Origin of the sequence: Streptomyces sp. NRRL F-5755 (genome assembly GCF_001279365.1) — a bacterium.
GTDB classification, from domain to species: domain Bacteria; phylum Actinomycetota; class Actinomycetes; order Streptomycetales; family Streptomycetaceae; genus Streptomyces; species Streptomyces rimosus.
This window is the reverse complement of record NZ_LGCW01000005.1, coordinates 1-23,363: the sequence shown is the minus strand read 5'-3', so window position 1 is coordinate 23,363 and position 23,363 is coordinate 1. Positions and strand designations below refer to the sequence as shown.

The following is a 23,363-nucleotide window of genomic DNA, read 5'->3' as shown; positions in this document are numbered from 1 at the left end:
CCCACCTCCTGGAACGACGGCCTGATCGCCCGCCGCGCGAAGAACAGCCCCGGCGCGAAGCACGCCGCTGGGCGCCGCCCCGCCCCCACGCCGGAAGCGGGGGCGGAGTCGCGCGGTGGAGGGCGGCCTGAGTGGCGGGACTGGGCCGAGTCGCAGGACTGGGACGAGCGGGATCAGTGGCTCGCGCAGGACGAGTGGATGGACGACGACGAGTGGCGCCGGCAGCGTGACTGGCAGGAGTGGGAGGACGAAGGGGAGAACGAACTCGAAGCCGTACTGTCCGTACTGAAGGAGCCGGGGGAGCCTGTACAGGAGCCGCGGGGCAGACGGGACCGCCTGCCGGAGATGCAGGAGTACGGGCCCGGGCCCTCCAGGAAGCGGCGGTCCCCGGCGGAGCGGCTGCGGCCGCGGCTGGACGCCCTGCGTGAGTTGATCGGGCTGTCCCGGACGCGGCTGGACGGGGCCACGCTGGCCGAGGCGGGGCGGGTGCTGGACGCGGCGGACGAGCGGTACCAGCTGTCCGGTGAGCACACCGTCGTCGCGGTCGCCGGAGCAACCGGCAGTGGCAAGTCGTCGCTGTTCAACGCTCTTGTGGGCGCGGACCGGTCGGACGTGGGCGCGCGCCGGCCGACGACCGCGGAACCGGTGGCGTGTGTGTGGTCCGGCGGATGGCCGGGCGCGGAAGCGCTGCTGGACCGGCTCGGCGTGTCGGCGCGCCGCCGGTACGCGCCGGCCCCCGGCGCCCCCGCACTGCCCGGCCTCGTCCTCCTGGACCTGCCCGATCACGACTCGGCAGTCGTCGGGCACCGCGAGCAGGTCGACCGGATGCTGGAACTGGTGGACGCGGTGATCTGGGTCGTCGACCCGGAGAAGTACGCGGACGCGGTGCTGCACGAAAGGTATCTGCGGCCGCTGGCGGGCCATGCCGAGGTCACGTTCGTCGTGCTCAACCAGGTGGACCGGCTGCCGGGGGACGCCGCCGTACAGGTGGTGGACGACCTGCGGCGGCTGCTGGACGAGGACGGGCTGGCCCTCGGGGAGCACGGCGAACCGGGCGCGGCCGTACTGGCGCTGTCGGCGGCCACGGGGGAGGGCGTCGGCGAGCTGCGGGAGATGCTGCGGCAGTTCGTCGCGGAGCGGGGCGCCGCGGACCGGCGGCTGGCCGCGGACGTGGACGCGGCGGCGGGCCGGCTGTGGCCCGCGTACGTGGCGGACGGGCGGTACGGGCTGACGGAACCGGCCCGGGAGGAGTTCGAGGACTGGCTCGCCGAGGCGGTCGGCGCCGGAGCGATGGGGAGCGCGGCGGAGCGCGACTGGCTGCGGCACGCGGAGCGGGCGTGCGGCACACCCTGGCTGCGGCTGCGCAGACGGGCGGGGGTGCGTGGCCGGGGCGGACGGCCGGGCGGCGGGCGTACGAGTCCGGGGCGTACAGGGGCGTCGCGGCTGTGGCACCGGGACGCGTGTACGGAGGTGGACGCGGGCGGGGAAGAAGCGTGCGCAACGGTGGGCGGTTGGGTTCCGGTGGACGGGCGGGCGACGGCGCGGCCGCTGGTGGAACAGGCCGTACGGACCGTGGCGGGGGAGGCGTCGGAGGGACTGCCCGGGCCCTGGGCGCAGGCGGTGCGCGAGGCGGCGACCCGGGGTGCCGAGGGGCTGCCGGAGGCGCTGGACCGGGCGGCGGCGGTCTCCGAGGGAGCCCTGCGGGCCGGGCCGCAGGTACGGCCGCGGTGGTGGTCGGTGGCCGGCGTCGTACAGGGGTTGCTGGCGTTGTCGCAGGTGACCGGCGTGTTGTGGCTGCTGGCCGTGGCGGTGGGCGCGGCCGAGGCGGGGGAGTGGCTGTCCGCGCTGCTGGTGGCGGGCATCGGGACGGCGGGCGGCCCGGCGCTGTCGTGGGCGTGCGGCGTGGCGGGGCGCGCTCCGGCCCGCCGGTACGGCCAGGAGGCGGAGCGGCGGCTGCGTACGGCGGCGGCGGTCTGCGGAAGAGCCGCGGTGCTGGAGCCGGTTGCCGCCGAGCTGTTGCGGTATCGGGAGGTGCGGGAGCAGTACGCGGTGGCGGCGGGGTTGTGAGCGGGGGCACGACGGTTCGTCGGGGCGTGCAACCCGGTCGGGTGACGGAGTTGTCCACAACTCGGCGGTAACGCACAGGCCCCGGCGGGCATCGGCGAATCCGTGCAGCATGGGTCCCACGCGAACAGGTCCGGGACCGGGCCGAAGGGGCCGCCGGGGCCCCGTGACGGGGGAGTTGATGACGATGTACGACACGATGGTGACGCTGGTGGGGAACGCCGCGACGGCGGTGGAGCACCGGCAGACCACGGCGGGCGTTCCGATGGTGCGGTTCCGCCTGGCGACGTCCACGCGGCGCTGGGACAAGGAGCGCTGCTGCTGGGTCGACGGCGACACGAGCTTCTACACGGTCCGCGCGTGGCGGACGCTCGCGGACAACGTCGCCGCGTCGGTCTCGCGCGGCGAACCCCTCGTCGTACACGGCCGCATGCGGGTGTGGGAGCGGGAACTGCCCGAGGACAAGGGCGGACAACGGCGGGTGTCGGTCGAGGTCGATGCGGTGGCGGTCGGGCACGACCTGACGCGCGGCACCTCCGCGTGGCGTCGGGTCATCCGGCCGCGTATGGAGGCGATGGTGCCGTCCGCCGGGGGGTGGGTGCCCGACGCCCGGACACCGGCGCCACCGACCACCCATGGAGCGGCACCGCAGGTGCCGCAGGACCGGGCACCGGCCGAACCCGACTGGTCGTCCCCGGATCCGCCGGACGGTGCGGCTTCCGGAGCAGTGGCGACCGACAACACGGCTGAACCGATCCCCGAGGTGGAACCCGGTGCTGCGGGCGGCAGCAGCCCGCCCCCGCGTACCGCCGTCGAATTGGGCGACAAGTCGCCGCCGGATGTGGACGGCCGCGGCGTACCGGCTGCAATCCCCACTTCGGAGACCGCTGTTGCCGGGGCCTGACAATGCGTGATCGGAGCGCCACCGAGTGCCGTCTCCTTACCACTTCCGGCACCGCCTCGGCCACCTCGGTGAGCGATAAGCCTGAGAAGGCGTCAGTGCCCGGAAAGTCCCGGAGATTTGTCGATAATGCCAGGTCAAGTGGGGTGTAGTCGGTAACGATTGCGATTCGGATCGCTTATGGGACGGTATTACGGGGGACCCTGTTGCGCCCGCTCTCTAGGATCCGACGGGTACTCACGAGTACTCACGGGGGCTGATGTATTCGGCTGTTGAGTTCCTTGGGTTCATTCCGGCGAGGCTTCTCCCCAATCGATCCCGCCTCGCCCAGAGGGGAAATTCATGATTTCAGTGAAGAGGCGGGGCGCAGCCCGCCTTGCCGCCGCGGTCCTGGCGTCGGGTCTGGTCGCGGCGGGTGCGATAGCGACCGCGGGTCCCGCTGCCGCGGACGAGACGACGCCCGCTCACGGAGGCGCCAGCGCGACGCTGGACGGTCTGAAGACCTACGGCCAGGCGGTGCTCCACGCCAACGGCCGCGACCAGGAGATCGGCGCCGGACTCTTCGAGATGAAGGTCGACCACGGCGGCATCCTCCAGACGTACTGCATCGACATCAGCACGCCGACGCAGCAGATGGCGAAGTACCAGGAGGTGCCCTGGAGCGCGTCCTCGCTGCACGACAACAAGGACGCCGGCAAGATCCGCTGGATCCTGCAGAACTCGTACCCCCAGGTGAACGACCTGGCCTCGCTCGCCAAGAAGGCCGGTGCGCCGAGCCTGAGCGAGAAGACCGCTGCTGCCGGTACGCAGGTCGCGATCTGGCGCTTCTCCGACCACGTCAAGGTCGACGCCGTCGACCCCGCGGCCGAGAAGCTCGCCGACTACCTGGAGAAGAGCGCGCAGAGCCTCGCCGAGCCCGAGGCGTCGCTGAAGCTGGACCCGCCGGCCGTCTCCGGCAAGTCCGGCAGCAAGCTCGGCCCGGTCACGGTGCACACCAACGCCGGCAACGTCACCGTCTCTCCGGCCGCCGGTGCCCCCGCCGGCGTGAAGGTGGTCGGCGCGGACGGCAAGCCCGTCACCAAGGCGTCCAACGGCACCAAGCTCTTCTTCGACGTGCCGGCCGGTACGAAGGACGGCGCCATGTCGCTGACCGCCCAGGCCGCCACGAAGGTGTCGGTGGGCCGGGCCTTCACCGGCAGCGTCGGCCGCGTCAAGAGCCAGACCATGATCCTGGCCGGCTCCAGCGAGTCCACCGCGACCGCGACCGCGACCGCCTCCTGGAAGAAGCAGGGCGCGGCCCCGGCCGTCACCGCGGAGAAGAACTGCGCCAAGGGCGGCGTGGACGTCACGGCCACCAACAAGGGTGACGCGCCGTTCCGCTTCCAGCTCTCCGGCAAGGAGCACGTGATCGCGCCGGGCAAGTCCGAGACGATCACCGTCCCGGTCGGCGAGGACCAGGCGTACGAGATCACGATCAAGGGCGAGGGCGGCTTCACGAAGACCTTCTCCGGGGTCCTCGACTGCAAGACCGCCGGTACCACCCCCGGTAAGCCCTCGTCGCAGCCCAGCCCGGCCACGGCCGGCGGCAGCAGCGCCGGCACCAACGGCACCACCGGCGGCGGCGACCTCGCCGAGACCGGCTCCAGCAGCGCCACCCCGGTGATCGCGGGCGTCGCGGTCGCGCTGGTCGTGGTCGGCGGCGGCGCGGTCTTCTTCCTCCGTAAGAAGAAGGCGGGCGTCACCCAGTAAGCACGGCGCGGATGTCATCCGGTCATCGGGGTGCGGGAGCGCCCCGGTGGCCGGACCGGCGCGGCTGGAGTGATCCGGCGCGGCCGGAGTGATCCGGCGGCCGGAGCGACGGAACCGCGGTGATCAGCCGGCCGGGCCGACGGAGCCGGGTGATCGGCCGACCGGGCCGACGGAGCGCGAGCCGCCCCCGGTGTGAGCGGGCACACCCGCCCACCACGCGAGAGCGGCGGCCCGCCGAACCCGTGGCCGGATGCGGGCCTCGGACCGTAACGCGGAGCCCGGATCGTGACGCGGGCCTCGGGCCGTGATGCGGCCCCCGGGCAGTAACCGTGACCGTCCGCGGAAGCCGACCCCGTAACCGTGACCGCCCGCGGACACCGCACACGCCCCCGGACCGTAACCCCACGCACCCCGCGCACCCCACGCACCCACACACCGCCCTCCACGCCCGAGCCGTAACCGCTCCCCGGCCACGGAGGGCGGTCGTCGTATGTGGCGGCGGCCCCGGACAGGACACGAAAGAGAAGGGCAGGGAGGGCCAGAACCCCCTCCCGATCACGGCGGCGCCGCGGACCCCGGATCACGGCGGTCGGTACAGCCTCCCGACCACGGCGGCCGGCCCGGCCTCCCGACCACGGCGGCCGGCGGCCTCCCCGACCACGGCGCGCCGCCCCGGACCCCCGCTCACGCGCCCCCGCTCACACCCCCGCAAACACCCCCCGGCCCCGCCCCCGTAAGGTACTCGTTTCCATCGTGGGCTGGCCGTACGGCAAGATGGGGTGTATCTGCCCTCGCGCGGCGGAGCCGCTCATCGGCCCACGCGGCGGAGCCGCATTGACCATGACAGATCCAGACTGCCGGACGGTTTCTCTTGGCTGAGTACATCTACACGATGCGCAAGACGCGCAAGGCGCACGGCGACAAGGTCATCCTTGACGACGTGACGCTGAGCTTCCTGCCTGGCGCGAAGATCGGTGTCGTGGGGCCCAACGGCGCCGGCAAGTCGACGGTGCTGAAGATCATGGCCGGTCTTGAGCAGCCGTCGAACGGCGACGCGTTCCTGACCCCGGGCTTCACCGTCGGGATGCTCCTCCAGGAGCCGCCGCTGGACGAGTCCAAGACGGTCCTGGAGAACGTCCAGGACGGCGCGCGCGAGATCATGGACAAGCTCAAGCGCTTCAACGAGGTCGCCGAGCTGATGGCGACCGACTACTCCGACGCGCTGATGGAGGAGATGGGCAAGCTCCAGGAGGACCTGGACCACGCCAACGCCTGGGACCTGGACACCCAGCTGGAGCAGGCCATGGACGCGCTGGGCTGCCCGCCCGGCGACTGGCCGGTCACCAACCTCTCCGGTGGTGAGCGCCGCCGCGTGGCGCTGTGCAAGCTCCTGCTGGAGGCCCCCGACCTGCTGCTCCTCGACGAGCCCACCAACCACCTGGACGCCGAGTCGGTCCAGTGGCTGGAGCAGCACCTCGCCAAGTACGCCGGCACCGTCGTCGCCGTCACCCACGACCGGTACTTCCTCGACAACGTGGCCGAGTGGATCCTGGAGCTGGACCGCGGCCGCGCGATCGCCTACGAGGGCAACTACTCCACGTACCTGGACAAGAAGGCCGCCCGCCTGAAGGTCGAGGGCCAGAAGGACGCCAAGCGCGCGAAGCGTCTGAAGGAAGAGCTGGAGTGGGTCCGCTCCAACGCCAAGGGCCGCCAGGCCAAGTCCAAGTCCCGCCTGACCCGTTACGAGGAGATGGCGGCCGAGGCGGAGAAGACCCGGAAGCTGGACTTCGAGGAGATCCAGATCCCGCCGGGCCCGCGCCTGGGCAACGTCGTGGTCGAGGTCGAGCACCTGAACAAGGCGTTCGGCGACAAGGTCCTGATCGACGACCTGTCGTTCACCCTCCCGCGCAACGGCATCGTCGGCGTGATCGGCCCCAACGGCGCCGGCAAGACCACGCTGTTCAAGATGATCCAGGGCCTGGAGGAGCCGGACTCCGGCCAGATCAAGGTCGGCGAGACGGTCAAGGTCTCCTACGTCGACCAGAACCGTTCCAACATCGACCCCAAGAAGACCCTGTGGGCCGTGGTGTCGGACGAGCTGGACTACATCAACGTCGGCCAGGTCGAGATGCCGTCCCGCGCCTATGTGTCGGCGTTCGGCTTCAAGGGCCCGGACCAGCAGAAGCCGGCCGGTGTGCTCTCCGGTGGTGAGCGCAACCGTCTGAACCTGGCGCTGACCCTCAAGCAGGGCGGCAACCTGCTGCTCCTCGACGAGCCGACCAACGACCTGGACGTCGAGACCCTGTCCTCGCTGGAGAACGCGCTGCTGGAGTTCCCCGGCTGCGCCGTGGTCGTCTCCCACGACCGCTGGTTCCTGGACCGCGTCGCCACGCACATCCTGGCGTACGAGGGCGACTCCAAGTGGTTCTGGTTCGAGGGCAACTTCGAGTCGTACGAGAAGAACAAGGTCGAGCGGCTGGGCCCGGACGCGGCCCGTCCGCACCGTGCCACGTACAAGAAGCTCACCCGGGGCTGAGCCGCGTGCGACACCTCTACTCCTGCCCGCTGCGCTGGTCGGACATGGACGCCTTCGGCCACGTCAACAACGCGGTGTTCGTCCGCTACCTCGAAGAGGCGCGGATCGACTTCATGTGGCGGCTGGCGCCGGGCGAGGGCAGCGCGTCCTTCTCGGGCGGGTCCGTGGTGGCCCGCCACGAGATCGACTACGTACGGCCGCTGGTGCACCGGCACGCGCCGGTGACCGTCGAGTCGTGGGTGACGAAGATCGGCGCCGCGTCGATGACGATCGCGTACGAGATCAAGGACGAGGAGACGGTGTACGTCCGCGCCTCGACCGTGGTCGTCCCGTACGACTTCGCCCAGCAGCGGCCCCGCCGTATCACCGCGGAGGAGAAGTCGTTCCTCCGGGAGTACCTGGACGACGGCGCCGGGGACGACGCGAAGCAGCAGGAGGGGGCCGTCGCCGCATGACGGCGCTGCGCCTGGCCGATGCCGGGGAGGCGGCGGACCTCGCCGCCTTCCTGGCCCGGCTGATCCACTACGACCGTGCCGCAGCGGTGCGGTTGCAGGCCGGGGACGGCGTGCTCGCGGTGTTCGGCCGCCCGCCGTCCTTCGAGGTGCTGGCGATCCGTACGGCCCGCCTGGCACCGGCAGCGGCCCTGCCCGGCGCCGGTCTCGATCTCACGGTTTCCGCCGGTGACCTGCTCGAAGGCATCGACGAGCCGACGGGCAGCCTGACGCTGCCCGCCCCCGTCACCGGCCCGCCGTGGACCGGGGTCCTGCCGCCACGCGGCGGCTGGCAGCAGGTACCCGGGCTGCCGTCGCCGCAGGCGCTCGGCCGGACCGTGGCGCTGGCCGTCGCCGAGTTCCGCGCCCGCGACGAGGCGCTGCCGCCGGAGCGCCGTACGCGCGCCGAGCGCGACCGCATCGGGCGCGAGATCTGGTCCCGTACGTTGGGCGACACCCACCTGCCGCTGCGCGCCGCACACGCCGCGCAGTCCCTGGGCTTCCTGCGTCCCGTACGGGCCGAAGCACAGGCGGGCGGTCACGGGCACCCGGGCACCGGACACGCTGCCGGGGCCGCGCTGGCCGAGCCGCCGACGCTGACCCTGCTGGCCGCGGGCGGCTGGCTGCGACTGCGGACGCCGTACGGATCGGTCGCGGTGCGTACGGGCGGGTTGGCCGCGCTGCCGGTCATGCCGGCCTGAGAAGGGCGGGCAGCCGCCTTGGACGTGCGTCAGGGCCGGGTACGGAGTTGATCTCCGTATCCGGCCCTGATGGCTTCAAGCCCCATGGCGGCATAGTCGGCCGTATCGTTCGGCGAACGTTCGATATCGATCGGTGAACGCTCAGTCAGCGGCATTGATCATCGAAGCCGCCGCATACGTCAGGTAGTTCCACAGCTGCGTCTCGTGCTCGGGGGACAGCTCCAGGGAGTCCACCGCGTCCCGCATGTGCTTGAGCCAGGCGTCGTGGGCGGCGCGGTCGACCTTGAACGGAACGTGCCGCATGCGCAGGCGCGGGTGACCGCGGTTGTCGCTGTATGTGCGGGGCCCGCCCCAGTACTGCATGAGGAAGAGCGCGAGGCGCTCCTCGGCCGGTCCCAGATCCTCTTCCGGGTACATCGGCCGCAGCAGCGGGTCCTCGGCCACCCCCTGGTAGAAACGGTGCACCAGGCGGCGGAAGGTCGGCTCGCCGCCGACCTGCTCGTAAAAGGTCTGTTCCTGAAGCGTGCCGCGCGGAATCTTGTTCACCCGTCCATGGTGTCAGACGACTCGGCGGTGCCGGACGGCTCGGCCGAGGACCTGCGACGTAGGACAGTGGAGACATGAGCGGTACAGAGTCCGGTCCCCGGCCGGGCCGCGAACCGACGGCCGCGGCACGTGCCGGGCTGGTCCGGCAGATCAGGGCGGGCGGACACCTGGAGGACCCGCGGTGGCGCGCGGCCTTCGAGGAGGTGCCGCGGCACCTGTTCGTGCCGTACTTCTTCGTGGCCACGGCCCGCGGATACCAGCGCCTGTCCGGCTCCGACCACGACCCGGAGCGGCGGGCACGCTGGCTGGAGGGCGTCTATACGGACACGGCGCTGGCGACGTACATGCGGGACGGCCAGCTGGTGTCCTCCAGCAGCCAGCCGTCGCTGATGGCCATGATGCTGGAGGACCTGCGGGTCGGGGAGCGGGAGGGGACCGGCGGCGGGTGCCGCGTCCTGGAGGTCGGTACGGGCACCGGCTACAACGCGGCCCTGATGGCGCACCGGCTGGGCGCGGACCGGGTGACCACGGTCGACCTGGACGAGGAGATCACCGGCCCGGCGCGGGACCGGCTGGCCGCGGCCGGATACCGGCCCGCCGTGGTGACCGGTGACGGCGCCCTCGGGTGCCCGGAGCGGGCGCCGTACGACCGGATCATCGCCACCTGCGCGCTGCCGTCCGTCCCCACCGCGTGGATCGAGCAGTGCACGGCCGGCGCGCTCGTCCTGGCCCCGCTAGCCACCGGGCTGATCGCGCTCCGGGTCACGGAGCCCGAAGCCGTACGGGCGGAGGGCCGCTTCCTGGCCACGCCCGCGTACTTCGTACCGCTGCGTACCCCTGTCCGTACCCCCACCGGCACGGACCTCGCCGCCGGCGGAAGGCGCCGGGCCCCGCGCGACGCTCTGCCGCGCGAAGCGCTCCGTGATGAACGGTTTCACTTCCTGTGGTCGCTGGTTGCCGACAGCCTCCCTCTCGACGAGATCCTCGGCCTGTGGCGGCGCGAGGACCGTCCGCGGCGTGAGCGCTTCGGCGTCACGGTGGACGGGAGCGAGCAGTACGCCTGGCTCGACTCGCCGGGCGGGACCCATCGGTGGCCGCTGGGTGGAGGGTGATCTTGTGCGCAGCGCGCGCCCTCCGGATGTCGAAGAGCGCCGGCAGCAGCACCCGTGCTGCTGCCGGCGCTCTCCAGTTCCGCTGTTCCGCGCAGCAGCTGTTACGCGCGGCGGACGGTCAACGTGGTCCAGGCACCTACGTGGATGCGGTCGCCCTCGTGGAGCGAGGTGGGGACGTAGGGCTGGATGGGGTCCTCGGCGAGGTTGACGGTGGTGCCGTTGGTGGAGTTCTGGTCGACCACCGCCCAACTGCCGTCCTGCTGCTGGACCAGGAGGGCGTGCTGGTGCGAGACGCCCGGGTCCTCCGGGGGACGGCCCAGGTCGATGTCCGGGGACTCGCCCGTGCTGTGCCGGCGGCGGCCGATGGTGATCTGGCCGCCGGCGAGCGGGACCTGCTGCTCGGGGGAGTACGCGGGCAGGTTGAGGCCCGCCGCCTCCGGGCCGCTGCGGCCCATCATGGCCATGAAGTACTCGCGGTCCGGCGCGATCGCCACGACCCAGCCGTCACCGACGACCGGCGGCGGACCGGGCGGCGCGGCGGGGCCCGGAGCGGGGGCGTTCCACTGCTGCTCGGGCTGCGGCTGCTGCTGCGGGCCCGGTTGCTGCGGCGGCTGGCCGAACGGGCCGGGCTGCTGCTGCGGCTCGAACGGGGCCTGCGGCGGAGCCTGTTGCGCAGCCTGCTGAGGCTCGAACGGAGGCTGCGGCTGCTGCTGGGGAGGCTGCGGAGGCTCGTACGGGCCCTGCTGCTGCGGCGGGGTCGGCGGGCCCTGCTGTGGCGGCGGGAAGCCGTAACCGCCCTGAGGGCTCTGACTGGCTTGCCCGCCCTGGCTGTGCTCCGGGCCGCCCTGCGGACCCGGCTGCGCGGGCGGCGGAGGCGCGGCCTGCGCGCTGGGCGGCGGCAGCGGCCAGTCGTCGTCGGCTGCCCGGGGCGGGAGCGTCGGGCCGGGCTGCCCCGTGGGCGCGCCGGTCTGCGGGCCCGGCTGCTGCTGTCCGGGAGGCGGAGTGGGGTGGCCAGGCTGACCGGCCGGTCCCTGCTGGCCTCCCTGCGGGGGCATGCCGAACTGGCCGGACTGCTCGGGAGCGAGCGGTTCGGCGGGACGGTTGATCTGCGACGGACGCGAGCCCTGGTACTCGTACTGCTGCGGCGGGGTCGGCGGGCCCTGCTGCGGCGGCGGGAAGCCGTAACCGCCCTGCCCGCCCTGGGGGCCGCCCTGCGGGGCGGGCGGCGGCGGGGCGTATGAGGTCGCCGAGTGCGTCAGGAAGTTGTAGCGGCACTCCTCGCAGAACGGGGCCATGGCCTCACGCGGCGTACGACACTGCGGGCACAGCTCCGGCTGGCCCTGCGGGCCGGGCTGGCTCTGCGGGTTCGGAGACGGGGGCGGGCCCGGCTGGGCGGACTGGTCGGGGCCGAAACCCTGAGGGGGAGGCGGCGGGGCGCTCGGGCCGGAGGCCGGGGGCGGGAAGCCGTAACCGCCCTGCCCGCCCTGGCTGCCGGGGCCGCCCTGCGGACCGGGCGCGGGCGCCGGGCCGGGGCCGCCCTGGCCCATCGGCCCCTGCGCCGCCGGACCCTGTCCTATGGGCCCACCCTGCGGCGCGGGCGGCGGCGGGCCCTGAGATGCGGGTCCCTGAGATGCCGGTCCCTGGGGGGCCGGGGCCGGAGGTGCCGCGTTCTGAGGTGCTGCGTTTTGGGGCGCCTGGCCCGGCGGCTGGCCGGGGCCTGGGAAACCCTGCCCACCCTGAGAGCCCCCGGGAAAACCCTGCCCGCCCTGGGAGTCGCCGGGACCGCCAGGACCCCCGGGACCACCGAAGCCACCCGGAGCTCCGCCACCCCCGGGACCACCCGTCTCGCCGGGACCCCCGTGAGGCCCAGGACCCCCCTGAGCCCCCGCACCGGTCTGAGGGCCAGACCCACCCTGCGCCCCCGGACCACCCTGAGGGCCAGGACCACCCTGAGCGCCGTGCCCGCCCTGCGGGCTCGGCTGGCCGGCCGGTGGCGTGTTGAGGAATCCCGCGGGCAGGGAGGGCGGCGGGGGAACAGCGCCCGCCATCCGGTGGCCGCACACCTCGCACCAGTCTTCGGCCACCGACTGGTGGCCGTTCGGGCAGGTCGGCATGTCGGATCTTCCCCCTCAGTACCGATTGTGTTCGGTAGTACGTCTAGTTTGTTATTTCTTGACGCGAACTGTCTTGGTCGAGCGCGTTTCGAGCGTCATCTCGTCCGCCTCCGTGACCTTCGCCTTCAGTCGCACAGTACCGGTCGCCGCATCGACGACGTCCACCACCTTCGCAAGCAGTTTCGCAGTGTCCTCGTTCCCGGACGCGCTCGCCAGTTGTACGGCCCGGCCCAGCTTGGCCGTGGCGCCGTCCGCATCACCCGACTTGCGGGCATCCAACCCTTGCTGGATGACCTGTGCCAGTTCGGCTTGTCCCGTGTAATGGGCAACCTGGGGGTTGATCATGGTCGAAGCGGCCATATCGTCCGTCCAGACGGCCCGTACGAGCCCCTGCGCCAGCGTCCGCGGCGCGGACCCGCCGAGCTCGGGGAGGACGAGGGAGACCCGCGCGGCCAGCATCTCCTGGCCCACCCCGGCGGCCGGAACCCGTACGCAGAGGTGGTAGTCGCGGGACTCGTCGCCCCAGGAACCTGTCGGATAGTCGCCGGTCCGCGGGCCGGATTCGGTACGGCGGCCGGTCAAGTCGGCCACGGCCGGTGCCACTTGCTTGACGAAGGCGACCTCCGCTCCCTGCGGTGTCCACAGCCGCAGGGTGACGTCGGCCACCTCCTTGCCCATCGCGGCCTCCATCATCCGCGTGAAGTCGGCGGCCAGCCCGGACGGGTCGGCGACGATGTCGGCCGTGCCGAGCAGCGCGGCGGCGATGCCGGTGACCTCCTTGACCTCCCAGTCCGTACCGACGCCGCGGGCGTCGCACGTGAAGCGCCCGGCGCAGGCGTCGAGGGTGGCGCGCAGGTCCTCGGGCGACTCGTGCTCGTTGCGGCCGTCGGTGAGCAGGATGCCGTGCCGGATGCCGACGTCCGCGTCGGTCAGCAGCCGGTCGGCCAGCCGCAGCCAGGTGCCGATGGCGGTGCCGCCCCCGGCGCTCAGCTTGCGCAGCGCCTCCCTGGCCTGGGCGCGGGTGGTCGGGTCCGCGGTGGCGAGCCGGCCGCCGCCCGGGTACACCTCGGCGGCCTGGTGGGTGCCGGCCACCACCGCGAAGGCGACACCGTCGCGTACGGTCCCGATCGCGGCGGCGGTCGCCTCGCGCGCGTTGCGCATCTTGGTGGGCGGGTAGTCCATGGAACCGGAGCAGTCCACCATGATCACGACGCCCGCGTGCCGGGCGGCTCCGGCGCTGTCCCGGCCGCGCGCGGCGCCGAGGCCGCCCGCGTCCGTACCGGCGGCGAAGAGCGGCAGACCGCCGCTGGTGCCGCCGCCGGTGGCGGTGACGGTGACGATGGCGTTCACCTCGCGCCCGCCCTCGGGCAGATACTCGTTCTGATACACCTCTGCGGAGAACCGCGGCACGCTGGACTTGGCGAAATTGGCCATCTGTTCCGCTCCTTCGGTCCGCCGGGCGGCTCAGGTGCCGAGGCCGAGCGGCGGTGACGAGACACATGGTCGGGCGGAAGTCCCCATGACCATCCCCCCGTTGGCGCCGTACTCGTGGTGGTGCGGTTCGGTGCGGTGGCGGTCGCCTCTATGGAACGTCCGGACGCGGCCGGAAGCTCCCCGGCTTCCGGCCGCAGGTGCCGCCGCGCGGGCGGGCGGCACGCTCAAGGCAGGTTCTCAGGGCGATCCTGCCCGTCCCCGTGGCGCCGGGAACGGCACCACCGCCACCGTTACGTTGTCGTGGCCGCCACCCGCGAGCGCGTGGGCGACCAGGGTCCGCGCACTGTGCAGCGGCCGGTCGTGGGCGTCGGCCGGCAGCACCGCGGCGAGTTGCTCCGCGGCCTCGGCGTAGTTCCACAGCCCGTCCGTGCACACCACCACTACACCCGGTCCGTCGGGCTTGAAGGAAGCGGTGTGCGGCTCCAGTTCGTAGGCGTCCGCACCCAGCCAGCCCGTGATCGCGTGCGCGCGGTCGTCGGCGTACGCCTCGGCCTCCGACATCAGGTTGTTGGCGACCATCTGCGCCGCCCACGAGTCGTCCTCGGTGAGGCGGACGGGGGAGGCGCTGCGGTCGTCGGGGATCCAGTACGCGCGGCTGTCGCCGACCCAGCCGATGACGAGCAGCCCGCCGCCGACCACCGCGCCGACGAACGTGCAGGCGGGCGCGTTCTGCTGGCGGTACGGGTCGTGCTGCTGGGGCGCGGCGGCCAGGGCGTTGACGGCCTTGGCGGCGGTGATGATCGCGTCGTGCATGGCCCGCTGCGGATGCGTACCGGCAGGCAGGGCGGCCAGCAGCGACCGGGCCGCGGTCCCGGAAGCGGCGGCGGACGCGTCGTCGGGCCGGGACGCGGAGGAGACGCCGTCACAGACGACGGCGAGCACCGCGGGCGAACCGTCCGGCAGCGTCCCCTCGGAGATCGCGAAGAAGTCCTCGTTGCGGTGGTGGCGGTGGCCCCGGTCGCTGACCGCCGCGACGCCCGGCAGTTCCCGTTCCATGTGGTCGCGCTCGCGGGGCTGCGCATGGCCGCAGTTCTCGCAGTAGCCGTCCTGGGCGACCGTCCCCGCGTGGCACACCGCGCAGATACGGGTGCCTTGGGCGGGGGTCTGGTGCTCGGGGGAGGAGGCCGGACCGGTCGGCAGCGGTGCCCCCGGTGGCTGGGGCGGCTGCGCCGGTTCCCCCGGCGCGCCGGGCGTACGGTCGCCCGAAGGGCCGTGCGAAGACTCGGCACCGGTGCCGTAACCGACGACCCGGGGATCCGGCGCGCCGCCGTGCGGGCCCGGCGCGGGGCCGGACGACGGCGGAACACTGGCCTCCGCGTGCGGCGCCCGCGACTGCGCGTCCGCCTGCGGCCCGCCGGGCGCATAGCCGGGCGGAGGTGGTGGTACGGGGGCGTGAGGGCCGGGTGCCGCGCCGTTCGGGTGGGCGGTCGCGCCGGGCGCGTACGGGGTGTTGCCGTCATGCCCGGCCTGGGCTCCGTATGTGGCAGGGGGCTGCGTACCGTACGCGGCGGTCCGGGCGCCGTACGCGGGCGTCTGCGTGCCATACGCGGCGGTGTGCGCGTACGGTGGGGCCGGGCTCGGTGCGGGAGCGGCCACCGGCACGGGCGGCGGAACCGGGCCGGGAGCCTGGACCGGCTCCGAAGCCTGGACCGGCTCCGAAGCCTGGACCGGCCCCGGAGCCTGAACCGTCCCCGGAGCCTCGCCCGGACCGGCCGCCTGCCCCGAACCTCCCGCCTCCACCGCCCCCGGCATCAAGAACCCCGCCGGCAGTGTCACCGACCCCGCCGGTCCCGCCGCTCCGGGCGCGGCATGTCCCGCGGCGTCGCCCAGCGGAACCGTAGGGCGGTCACCGGTACCGTCCGGTCCGGCGGGGGCCACGACGTCGGCGCCGCAGAACCCGCAGTAGTTGTCCCCCGGTTCGAGCGGCTCGTCGCAGCTCGCACACCGGAACGGCCCTGTCACACCCATGTCACACCCACGTCCTGGGGCGGAAGCGGTTGGCCCGTTCCACCAGCTCGATCCTTTCCTCGCCGCGCTGCGCCAGCCGCGCGAGCAGTCTGAACGACCGCTCCAGGCCGAAGCGCAGGCCGCGTTCGTCCAGTGCGCTGCCGAGCAGACCGGGCCGGGCGGCGGTGCCGCCGGAACCCGGGTCCTGAGCCCCGGACGGCAATGTACGCCCCCGCTGCTCGGCACCGTGGCTACCGGAGAGTACCCAGTCGAGCGCGCAGCCCAGCACCTCGGTCGTCAGCCGCTCGCGGCGCTCCGCGTCCAGCCCGGACTCCGCCAGCCGCTCGACCTCCCCGGCCGCCGCCCGCAGATCCTCCAGGAGCGCGTCCTTGGCGGAGCGCTGCCGCAGCCGGGCCCGGATCGCCGCGATGCGCGCGGCAGTGTAGTGAATGGAGGATTCCGGTACGGATTCGAGCGCGGCCACCGCGCCGGCCCGGTCACCGTCCGCGAGCCGCACCCGCGCCAGCCCGAACGCCGCGCTCACATAACTGTGGTCGGCCGCCCACACCAGCCGGTAGTACTCCGCCGCGTTGTCGAGCTGGCCCAGCACCTCGGCGCAGATGCCGAGCGCCAGCTTCGGCGCGGACTCGCCGGGGAACGCGTCGTACATCGCGTCGAACGACAGCGCCGCCGTCTCGCGGTCGTCGTTCGTCAGCGCCACCAGGCCGCGGTACCAGACGACCCGCCAGTCCGCCGCCCAGTCCCGGTCGGGCTCCGCCTCGATGGCGTGCAGTTCGCGCAGGGCTGCCGCGCCGTCGCCCATCTCCAACTGGGCGCGCACTTTTCGCAGCCGCGTCTCTATGGTGTCGGCGGGGGCCGCGCGCAGCGCGCCGATCAGTTCGGCGGGGGCGGCGGCCAGCAGCCCGGCCAGGAAGCCCGCGTTCGGGTCGGCGGGATCGACGCGCGGTACGGGCAGGGCGAGGACGGCGAGCCCGATGTCGAGCGGGCGCAGCACGGGCGCACCGCGCGCCCCGCCGGCCTCCGCCCGCGGGCCGGTCGCCGAGGTGACCTCGTACGCGACCTGGGCGGGAACGGCGGGCCGGGTGCCCCGCCCGGCCGGGGCCGCGACCGGGCCGGCCGCGGCGCCTGGGCCGCCGCCGGTTCCCGTACCGCCCACGGTGGCCGGGGCGCCGGAAGTCCCCCCGCCGCCGATTTCGCCCGGGGCGCCGATGCCGGTGGCCGGACCGACGACCGCGTTCCCGAAGCGCCGCCCCGGGCGAAACGGCCACGCCGTACGCCCGTTGGACCCCGTACGGCGCCGCCCGGCCACTACCGCACGGGCCCCCAGCAGGGACGTGTCGCCCTCCGCCCGCGCCACCACATCCGTGTCCACGACGCGCAGCTCCGGCCCGAACAGCGTGGACAGCGCGGGCCGCTGCTCGCCCGTCTGGAGGGCCACGACCTCCCGCAGCACCCCCGTCAGCTGCTCCGCCATCTCCTCCGCCGAGGAGAAGCGCCGCGCCGGGTCGGGGTCGGTGGCCCGCACCAGGAGGCGGTAGAAGGACTCGTACGTACGGAAGACCTCGATGTGGTCCGGGTCGGGCAGCGAGTCCACGAAGACGTTCGTGTAGCCCTGGAAGTCGAAGGTGAGCACGGCGAGGGTGCGCGCGACCGTGTACAGGTCGGAGGCGACGGACGGGCCCGACTCGGCGACCTCGGGCGCCTGGTAGCCGATCGTGCCGTAGATCGCGCTCTCGTGGTCGTCCATCCGGCGGACCGCGCCCATGTCGATCAGCTTGAGCTGGTCGTGCTGCTGGATGGCGTTGTCGACCTTGAAGTCGCAGTACAGGAGGTTGCGGCTGTGCAGGTGGCCGAGCGCCTCCAAGGCCTCGATGCCGTACGCGCACGCCTGCTCGACCGGCAGCGGGTCGCGGCGCCCCTGCGGTGTGCGCCGTTCGTTGGCGATGTCCTTGAGGGACTTGCCGCCGACGTACTCCATGACGATGTAGCCGTCCAGGCTGCCGGTCGTACGGTCCAGGTGCTCGACGAAGTTGTAGATGCGGACGATGTTGGAGTGCTCGATCTCGGCGAGGAAGCGGCGCTCGGACGCGGCGGCCGCCAGTGCCTCCTCGTCGCCGGTGTCCAGCAGGCCCTTGAGGACCACCCAGCGGTCGGAGACCGCGCGGTCGATGGCCAGGTAGATCCAGCCCAGGCCGCCGTGCGCCAGACAGCCGACGACCTCGTAGCTGCCGTGCACCACGTCGCCGGGGCGCAGCTTGGGCACGAAGCTGTACGGGTGGCCGCACTTGGTGCAGAAACCTTCCGTACGGCCGGGGCGGTCGCCGCGCGCCCGCCCCACCGGGGCGCCGCAGTCGCCACGGCTGCAGAATCGCTTGCGCTCGGGGACCTCCGGGTTCTCCAGGACGGCCGTACGCGGATCGGGGCGCGGCACCTCCGGCACCGTCACCAGCCCGGCGCCCAGCCGCCCGCGCGCCGGTCCGGAACTGCTGCCGCGGCCGGCGCTGCGCACGGACACCGACATCGAGCGCGTCGAGGTGCCCGACAGGGAGCGGGAGAGCCGGCCGGATACGGAACGCCGCGAGGTCGCGGAACGCGCGGAGGCGGAGGTCCGGCCTTCGGCGGAACCGGAGCCGCCGGAACCTGCGCCCCCGGAACCTGTGCCCCCGGAACCTCCGGAGCCCGCTGACCCCCCGGCCCCCTGAGAACCGCCAACCCCCGAACCCCAGTCCCGGCCCCTGCGCCCCGCCGTAACCCCCGTAGGCGGCGACCCCACCATCCCGTCCGGCGACACGACCGGGGCCAGTCCGCACGTGTCGCAGTACAGTTCGCCGGCGCCCACGTCCTCGTATGTGCCGGGGCAGTCGCGCCGCTGGCACGGGGCGCCGCCGGTGTGCTCCTCGGTCATGCTTCCCCCTGTGGTCCGTCCGCCGGTCCGGGGCCCGGGTCCGGCGGCAGCAGCGCCTCGGCCACCGCCTGCTGGTAGCGCAGCACCGCGTGCTCGGCCGCCCGCAGGTCGCACGGCGCGCTCCACAGCATGCGCCGCGCGACGTCGTACCGCTCGGTCAGCAGCGGGTCCTCGGCCAGGCCGTGCCGCGCGGCCTTGGCCTTGTACGCGTCCAGGCGCCCGCGCAACTCGGCCCGTACGGCCAGCGGCGCGGTGACCGCCGTCAGGGACTCGCGGGCGCGGTGCAGTTCTTCCTCGGCGCGTTGTTCCAGGCTGTCGAGGAGGGGAGAGAGGCGGTGCCACTGGGCGTGCCGGCGGTACTCGGCGGCGGTGGTCAGCTGCTCGTGCAGCGCGGTGGGCGGGCCGCTGACGGCGGGCACCTCCGATGCGGCGATCTTCGCGAGCACTTCGCCGCGCGCCTGCCGCGCCTCGGTGAGCGTACGGTCCGCCCGGGACAGCACGTCGCGCAGCTGCATCAGCCGCCGCTCCGCGTCCTGCCGTACGTCCAGTACGGCTTCGATCTCCCGCCGGGCGTCCTCCAGGGCGCGCGCCGCGCGGTCGTAGCGGGCGGTGTCCGGGCGGCCGCCGCCGGGCGCGGCGCTGCGGTCGGCGTCCGGGGACCAGAAGGCCAGCGGGTCGGAGATCACCTTGGCGCGCAGCTGCGTCAGTTCGTACGTGATCCGCTCCAGGTCGTCGCCGGCCGGATGCTCCCCTGGGCGTACGCCGACCGACCGTGCCAGGGACAGTGTGCGCCGCAGTTCGGCGGCGAGCAGGTCTATCCGGGCGGGCAGCGCGGACCACACGGCGTCGGCGGAGACGATGACGTCCAGGGCCGCCGCGTACAGCGTGTTCATCCGCCCGACCAGTTCCTCCAGGCTGAACTGTTCGCTCAGCCGGGCGGGGCCGCCGAACTGCGCGGCGCCCGTGGTGGCAGCGCCGGGGACCGTGACGCGGGCGCCGCGGAGCAGTTCGGTCAGTTCGGCCAGGTCGTCGGGGGACGGCCAGCGGCGGCGGGCGCGCAGTTCGCGGGCGGCGGTGAGGGCTGCCGTGTACGCGTCGAAGTGTGCCCACAGGACGGTGATGGACTGTTCGGTGGCGGCCCAGCGGTCCTTGGTGACGCCGGTGAGTTCGGCGCCCTCCAGGAGGCGGCGGCCCGCGTGGTCCTGGAGGGCGAGCAGCGAGGTCTCGATCGCCTCGTACTCGGCAGCGAGCCGGCCCAGGGCACGGTCCACCTCCTCCCGGTCCATCACCGGGGTGTGGGGCTTCCCCGGCGGGCCGGGGAAGGATCCGGGGACCCCCATCGATCACCTCTCCAAGTGCGTGTGGTGCGCGGCGGCCGTCGCGTCCGTCGCGGCTGGTCGTACGGCGGTACGGCTGCGGTCGTGGCGCCCGCGGTCGCGGCGTCCGCGGCCCGGCGGCACTGCCGCCCCCGTCGGCGTCGCCTGTCCTCCCGTGCTCACGTCCTTCCCCCTTCTGTGCCCCGCGGGCTCTGTCCATGGTGACGCCACCGGCGGGCGAACGCCGTTCCACGGCAGGGCGTCCGGCCCCGCCGCCTGCCGACGGCACCGCCGCGCGCCGCCCGTTGACGCGGCACATCGCCGGTCCCGCCACGCGCCGCCCCGTACGCGGCGCTCGCCCGGCCCCCGCACGGATCAGTCGCTGTACTGGGGCTCGGGCGCCTTGGATATGCCGGGGAGGTCCGCCTGGAGCCACTTCCTGTAGGCGGCCATCCACCGGCTCCCGCCGCCGCCCTCGCGGTAGTCCTCCAGCACTTGGTTGACCCGCCGCACCAGGTCGGTGTCGGCGCGGTTGACCGCGACGCCGTACGGCTCGTCGGTGAACGGCTTCCCCTTCAGCTGCACCGTCGGGTCCTGCGCGGCCTGCGCTGCGGCCAGCGCGTTGTCCGTCACCACCGCGTCGGCCTCGCCGAGCTGGAGGCGCACCAGGCAGTCGAGCTGGTTCGGTACGGTCACGACCCGGGCGCCGTGCTTCTCCTCGGCCAGCCGGGACTCGCCCGTCGAACCGGCCGCCGTACAGACCCGCTTGCCCTTCAGCGAGTCGTCGAAGCCGGTGATCCGGGCGTTGACGGGCGCCAGCACCTGCTGGCCGCCCTGGAAGTACGCGGTCGAGAAGGCGACCTGCCGCTTGCGGGCGCAGTTGATCGTCATGGTCCGTACGACCAGGTCGACGGTGCGCTTCTGGAGGGCGGGGATGCGCTGGCTGGTGGGGATCGCCCGGAACGTGATCTTCGGGTCGGGGCCGAGGATGTCCTCGGCGATCGCCCGCGCCAGGGTGATGTCGAAGCCCTCCAGATCGCCGGTGGCCGGGTTGCGGTAGCCCCAGCGGTACGTGTTCTGGTCGACGCCGACGATCAGCCGCCCCCGGGCCTTGATCCGGTCCACCGCCGGGCCGCCCTCCGGGGAGGGCCGCAGGCTCGCGGCGGCGTTGGCGGGGGTGCAGTCCGCCGCCGCGGCGTCGGCGCGGGCGCTGTGCGTCCCGTACGGCGCGGGGCGGGGCGCCGGGCCGTCGCCGCCCAGGACGGGGACGAGGACGGCGGCCGTCGCCGCCATCACGCACACCCCGGCCGCCACCGGGGCCAGCGCGGCCCGCAGGTTCCGCAAACCCCTCGCCCGCGTCGTCATGTCCCCATCACCAGGCCGCCCCATCACCGGTACTCCGAAAGCCTGCGCCCGATGCCCAGCACCGCGCCCGTCGCCCCCAGGAGGGCCAGCACCACGGCGCCCGTCACCAGCCCCGTCAGCGCCCCGCGCCCGTCGTCGGCCGCCCGTCTGAGCTGCCGCTGCTCGTGGTCCAGCGCCCGGGCCAGCTGGGTGTCCACCCGGTCGAAGGACTGCCCGGTCGCCGCGCCGCCGCCGATCACCTTGGCCAGCGCCCGGTCGTAGTCGCCCTGGTCGTCGGCGGTGCGGGCCTCGGCATGCCGCGCCTGCCACTGCCGTACGGTCTCGACCGCTTCCTGTACGGGGCGCCGGCCCGCGTCGTCGTCGGCGAGCGCCAGGGCCGAGCCCAGCTTGCTGTCCGCCGCCGCGGCGCCGCTCCGGCCCACGCCCGCCAGGTCCTTCATGCCGGTGCGGTAGCCGACCTCGTAGAAGTCCTGCTGGTCCTCGGTGACCACGGCGCCGCGCGCCACCAGGGTCAGGTTCTCGTCGCCGCGGGCCTGGAGGGCGTCGATGCGCGCCTCGTTGAGGACGTTCAGCGAGCGGGCGCCGTCCTCGTACGACGTGTTCAGGCCCGCGCGGGCCACGGAATGGCCGACCGCCAGCCACAGCAGGACGACGGCGGATGCGGTCGTGGCCGCCAGCAGACCGTAGTTGAACACCCGGTTCGTACGGCGGTAGTTGCGCCGCTGGGCCCAGACGAGCGCGCCGAGCGCCACCACACCGGCGGAGAGCGCCAGCCAGGGCCACGCCTTCGCGGAGTCGTAGTCCGCCCTGAGGTGCGCCGTCTCGGCCACGTACAACTCACGCGCCGCCGGGAGGAGTTCGCCGCGCATCTGGGCGTTGGCGTAGCGCAGGTAGGCGCCGCCGAGGGGGAGGCCCTGGCGGTTGTTGGTGCGGGCCGTCTCGACCAGGCCGGTGTACCGGGGGAGGAGGCTGTTGAGCTTCCCGATCTGGCGGGCGGCGGTGTCCGAACCGCTCGTGTTGGACGCTGCTTTGGCCAGCAGCCGGGCGGCCATGGCGATGTCGGCCTCGTACCGCTTGCGGGTGGCCTGGGTCTCCTTGCCGCCCGCCAGGAAGCCGCTCGCGGCGGTGGTGTCGGCGTCGGCGAGGGAGCGGTAGATGTCCGCGGCGTCCGCGCTCAGCGGCTGGCTGCGCTCCACCACGTCGCGCGCGGCGGCGGCCCGGTCGGTGACCTGCCAGGCCGTCGCGGCGCCGAACGCCACGACCAGGAAGGCCAGTACGGCCCCGATGATCCGCAGCCGGCCGGGCTCGGTCGTGGCGGCGGCCCGCAACTGGTCCACGCCGTCGGCCCATGCCGTACGCCGCCGGACGGCACCCGCACCCGCGCCCGTACCCGAAGAGAGGGCGGAACCGGACCCCGCGAAGATGCCCGAACCGGCGGCGGAGGGGCCGGGGACGGGGGTGCGGCCGGACGGCGGCGCAGTGCCGGTCTGCGGGTTGGACACGGAACCTCCCCCTGGTCGCGGACGGCGGCCCCGGCCCCGTGCGACGGGCGCACGGGAACAGTTGCACGGCCAGCAGTCAGTATGGCCGCAGGGACTGACAACCACACCGTTATTGCCTGGATCATGTGCGGATCGGACCCCGCCGAACCCTCCCGCCCGGCGGTCATCCGTGTTCCCCCGCCCTCCACCACGCACGGCCCGCCGGACACGGTTCCCGAAAGGACACGCGTGTACGGAAATCGCCGTATACGACGGGGAATCCGGCCCTTGGCGGTAGGCGCGGCCGAAACCTGCTCTCGCCTGCGAGGCCCGGGCGGAACCCGCCCCCCGACGGGTCCCACCCGGCCTGTACGTGGGAGGGCGGACGGCGGTCGCGCCGGGGCCGAGGCGCTGGACAACGCTCCCGCTGCCGAAACGATCCCGCCTGACAACTCCCCCCGAGCGGGGGAACGACCGGGGCGGGCAGAAAGATCCCGGCAGCCGGAAGGATCCCGGCAGCCGGAAAGATCCCACCCCGCCGAGCACCCTCAGCTCCCCACCCCGCCCAAGCCCCGTCTCAGCTCCTCACGCCGCCAAGCCCCCTCCTCAGCTCCCCACCC

General features: G+C 73.7%; 15 protein-coding genes. 7 read left to right on the top strand and 8 right to left on the bottom strand.

The window, feature by feature from the left end; genetic code table 11:
• The first annotated feature begins 198 nt into the window (after positions 1 to 198).
• The 6 genes from ADK86_RS01670 (at position 199) to ADK86_RS01645 (ending at position 8,442) form a co-directional block, all read left to right on the top strand.
• Positions 199 to 2,067: a YfjP family GTPase gene (locus ADK86_RS01670; RefSeq protein ID WP_234345634.1), complete on the top strand. Its 1,869-nt coding sequence runs from the start codon at positions 199 to 201 to the stop codon at positions 2,065 to 2,067.
• A gap of 178 nt (positions 2,068 to 2,245) precedes the next feature.
• Positions 2,246 to 2,968 (top strand): single-stranded DNA-binding protein, encoded by a 723-nt coding sequence (locus ADK86_RS40340; protein ID WP_324611366.1) that lies wholly within the window; start codon positions 2,246 to 2,248, stop codon positions 2,966 to 2,968.
• Positions 2,969 to 3,307: 339 nt separating this feature from the next.
• The gene (locus tag ADK86_RS01660; RefSeq protein ID WP_053694909.1) at positions 3,308 to 4,714 is read left to right on the top strand and encodes an LAETG motif-containing sortase-dependent surface protein; all 1,407 of its coding nucleotides are present in this window, start codon (positions 3,308 to 3,310) and stop codon (positions 4,712 to 4,714) included.
• 871 nt (positions 4,715 to 5,585) lie between these two features.
• The gene (ettA, locus tag ADK86_RS01655; protein WP_030594138.1) at positions 5,586 to 7,250 is read left to right on the top strand and encodes an energy-dependent translational throttle protein EttA; all 1,665 of its coding nucleotides are present in this window, start codon (positions 5,586 to 5,588) and stop codon (positions 7,248 to 7,250) included.
• A 5-nt stretch (positions 7,251 to 7,255) separates the two neighbouring features.
• Entirely contained in the window at positions 7,256 to 7,705 is a 450-nt protein-coding gene (locus ADK86_RS01650; RefSeq protein ID WP_003980085.1) for an acyl-CoA thioesterase, read from the top strand.
• The gene (locus ADK86_RS01645; RefSeq protein WP_053694908.1) at positions 7,702 to 8,442 is read left to right on the top strand and encodes a hypothetical protein; all 741 of its coding nucleotides are present in this window, start codon (positions 7,702 to 7,704) and stop codon (positions 8,440 to 8,442) included. The genes ADK86_RS01650 and ADK86_RS01645 overlap by 4 nt, the downstream gene beginning before the upstream one ends.
• Before the next feature lie 141 nt (positions 8,443 to 8,583).
• Here ADK86_RS01645 and ADK86_RS01640 read toward each other — a convergent pair whose 3' ends face one another.
• Positions 8,584 to 8,988, bottom strand: a complete 405-nt coding sequence (locus ADK86_RS01640) for a globin (protein ID WP_003987371.1) — start codon at positions 8,986 to 8,988, stop codon at positions 8,584 to 8,586.
• A 74-nt stretch (positions 8,989 to 9,062) separates the two neighbouring features.
• On the opposite strand from ADK86_RS01640, the gene ADK86_RS01635 reads away from it, so the two are divergent.
• The gene (locus ADK86_RS01635; protein WP_053694907.1) at positions 9,063 to 10,100 is read left to right on the top strand and encodes a methyltransferase domain-containing protein; all 1,038 of its coding nucleotides are present in this window, start codon (positions 9,063 to 9,065) and stop codon (positions 10,098 to 10,100) included.
• 101 nt (positions 10,101 to 10,201) lie between these two features.
• Here ADK86_RS01635 and ADK86_RS42920 read toward each other — a convergent pair whose 3' ends face one another.
• The 7 genes from ADK86_RS42920 to ADK86_RS01600 form a co-directional block, all read right to left on the bottom strand.
• Positions 10,202 to 11,647 carry an FHA domain-containing protein gene (locus tag ADK86_RS42920; RefSeq protein ID WP_234345633.1) on the bottom strand — a complete coding sequence of 482 codons (1,446 nt, stop codon included), beginning with the start codon at positions 11,645 to 11,647 and terminating at the stop codon, positions 10,202 to 10,204.
• Between the two features lie 618 nt (positions 11,648 to 12,265).
• On the bottom strand, positions 12,266 to 13,648 hold the full coding sequence (locus ADK86_RS01625) for a vWA domain-containing protein (RefSeq protein WP_053694905.1): 1,383 nt from the start codon (positions 13,646 to 13,648) through the stop codon (positions 12,266 to 12,268).
• Positions 13,649 to 13,885: 237 nt separating this feature from the next.
• Complete coding sequence (locus ADK86_RS01620; RefSeq protein WP_420718817.1) at positions 13,886 to 15,304, bottom strand: PP2C family protein-serine/threonine phosphatase; 1,419 nt, start codon at positions 15,302 to 15,304, stop codon at positions 13,886 to 13,888.
• A gap of 373 nt (positions 15,305 to 15,677) precedes the next feature.
• Positions 15,678 to 18,581, bottom strand: coding sequence for a tetratricopeptide repeat protein (locus ADK86_RS01615; protein ID WP_053694903.1), 2,904 nt, complete (start codon positions 18,579 to 18,581; stop codon positions 15,678 to 15,680).
• Complete coding sequence (locus ADK86_RS01610) at positions 18,578 to 19,921, bottom strand: hypothetical protein (protein ID WP_078951694.1); 1,344 nt, start codon at positions 19,919 to 19,921, stop codon at positions 18,578 to 18,580. Before ADK86_RS01610 ends, ADK86_RS01615 begins: the two co-directional genes overlap by 4 nt.
• Positions 19,922 to 20,272: 351 nt before the next feature.
• Positions 20,273 to 21,262 (bottom strand): glutamate ABC transporter substrate-binding protein, encoded by a 990-nt coding sequence (locus ADK86_RS01605; protein ID WP_053694901.1) that lies wholly within the window; start codon positions 21,260 to 21,262, stop codon positions 20,273 to 20,275.
• 23 nt (positions 21,263 to 21,285) lie between these two features.
• Positions 21,286 to 22,764, bottom strand: a complete 1,479-nt coding sequence (locus tag ADK86_RS01600; RefSeq protein ID WP_078951693.1) for a hypothetical protein — start codon at positions 22,762 to 22,764, stop codon at positions 21,286 to 21,288.
• Between the last annotated feature and the right edge of the window lie 599 nt (positions 22,765 to 23,363).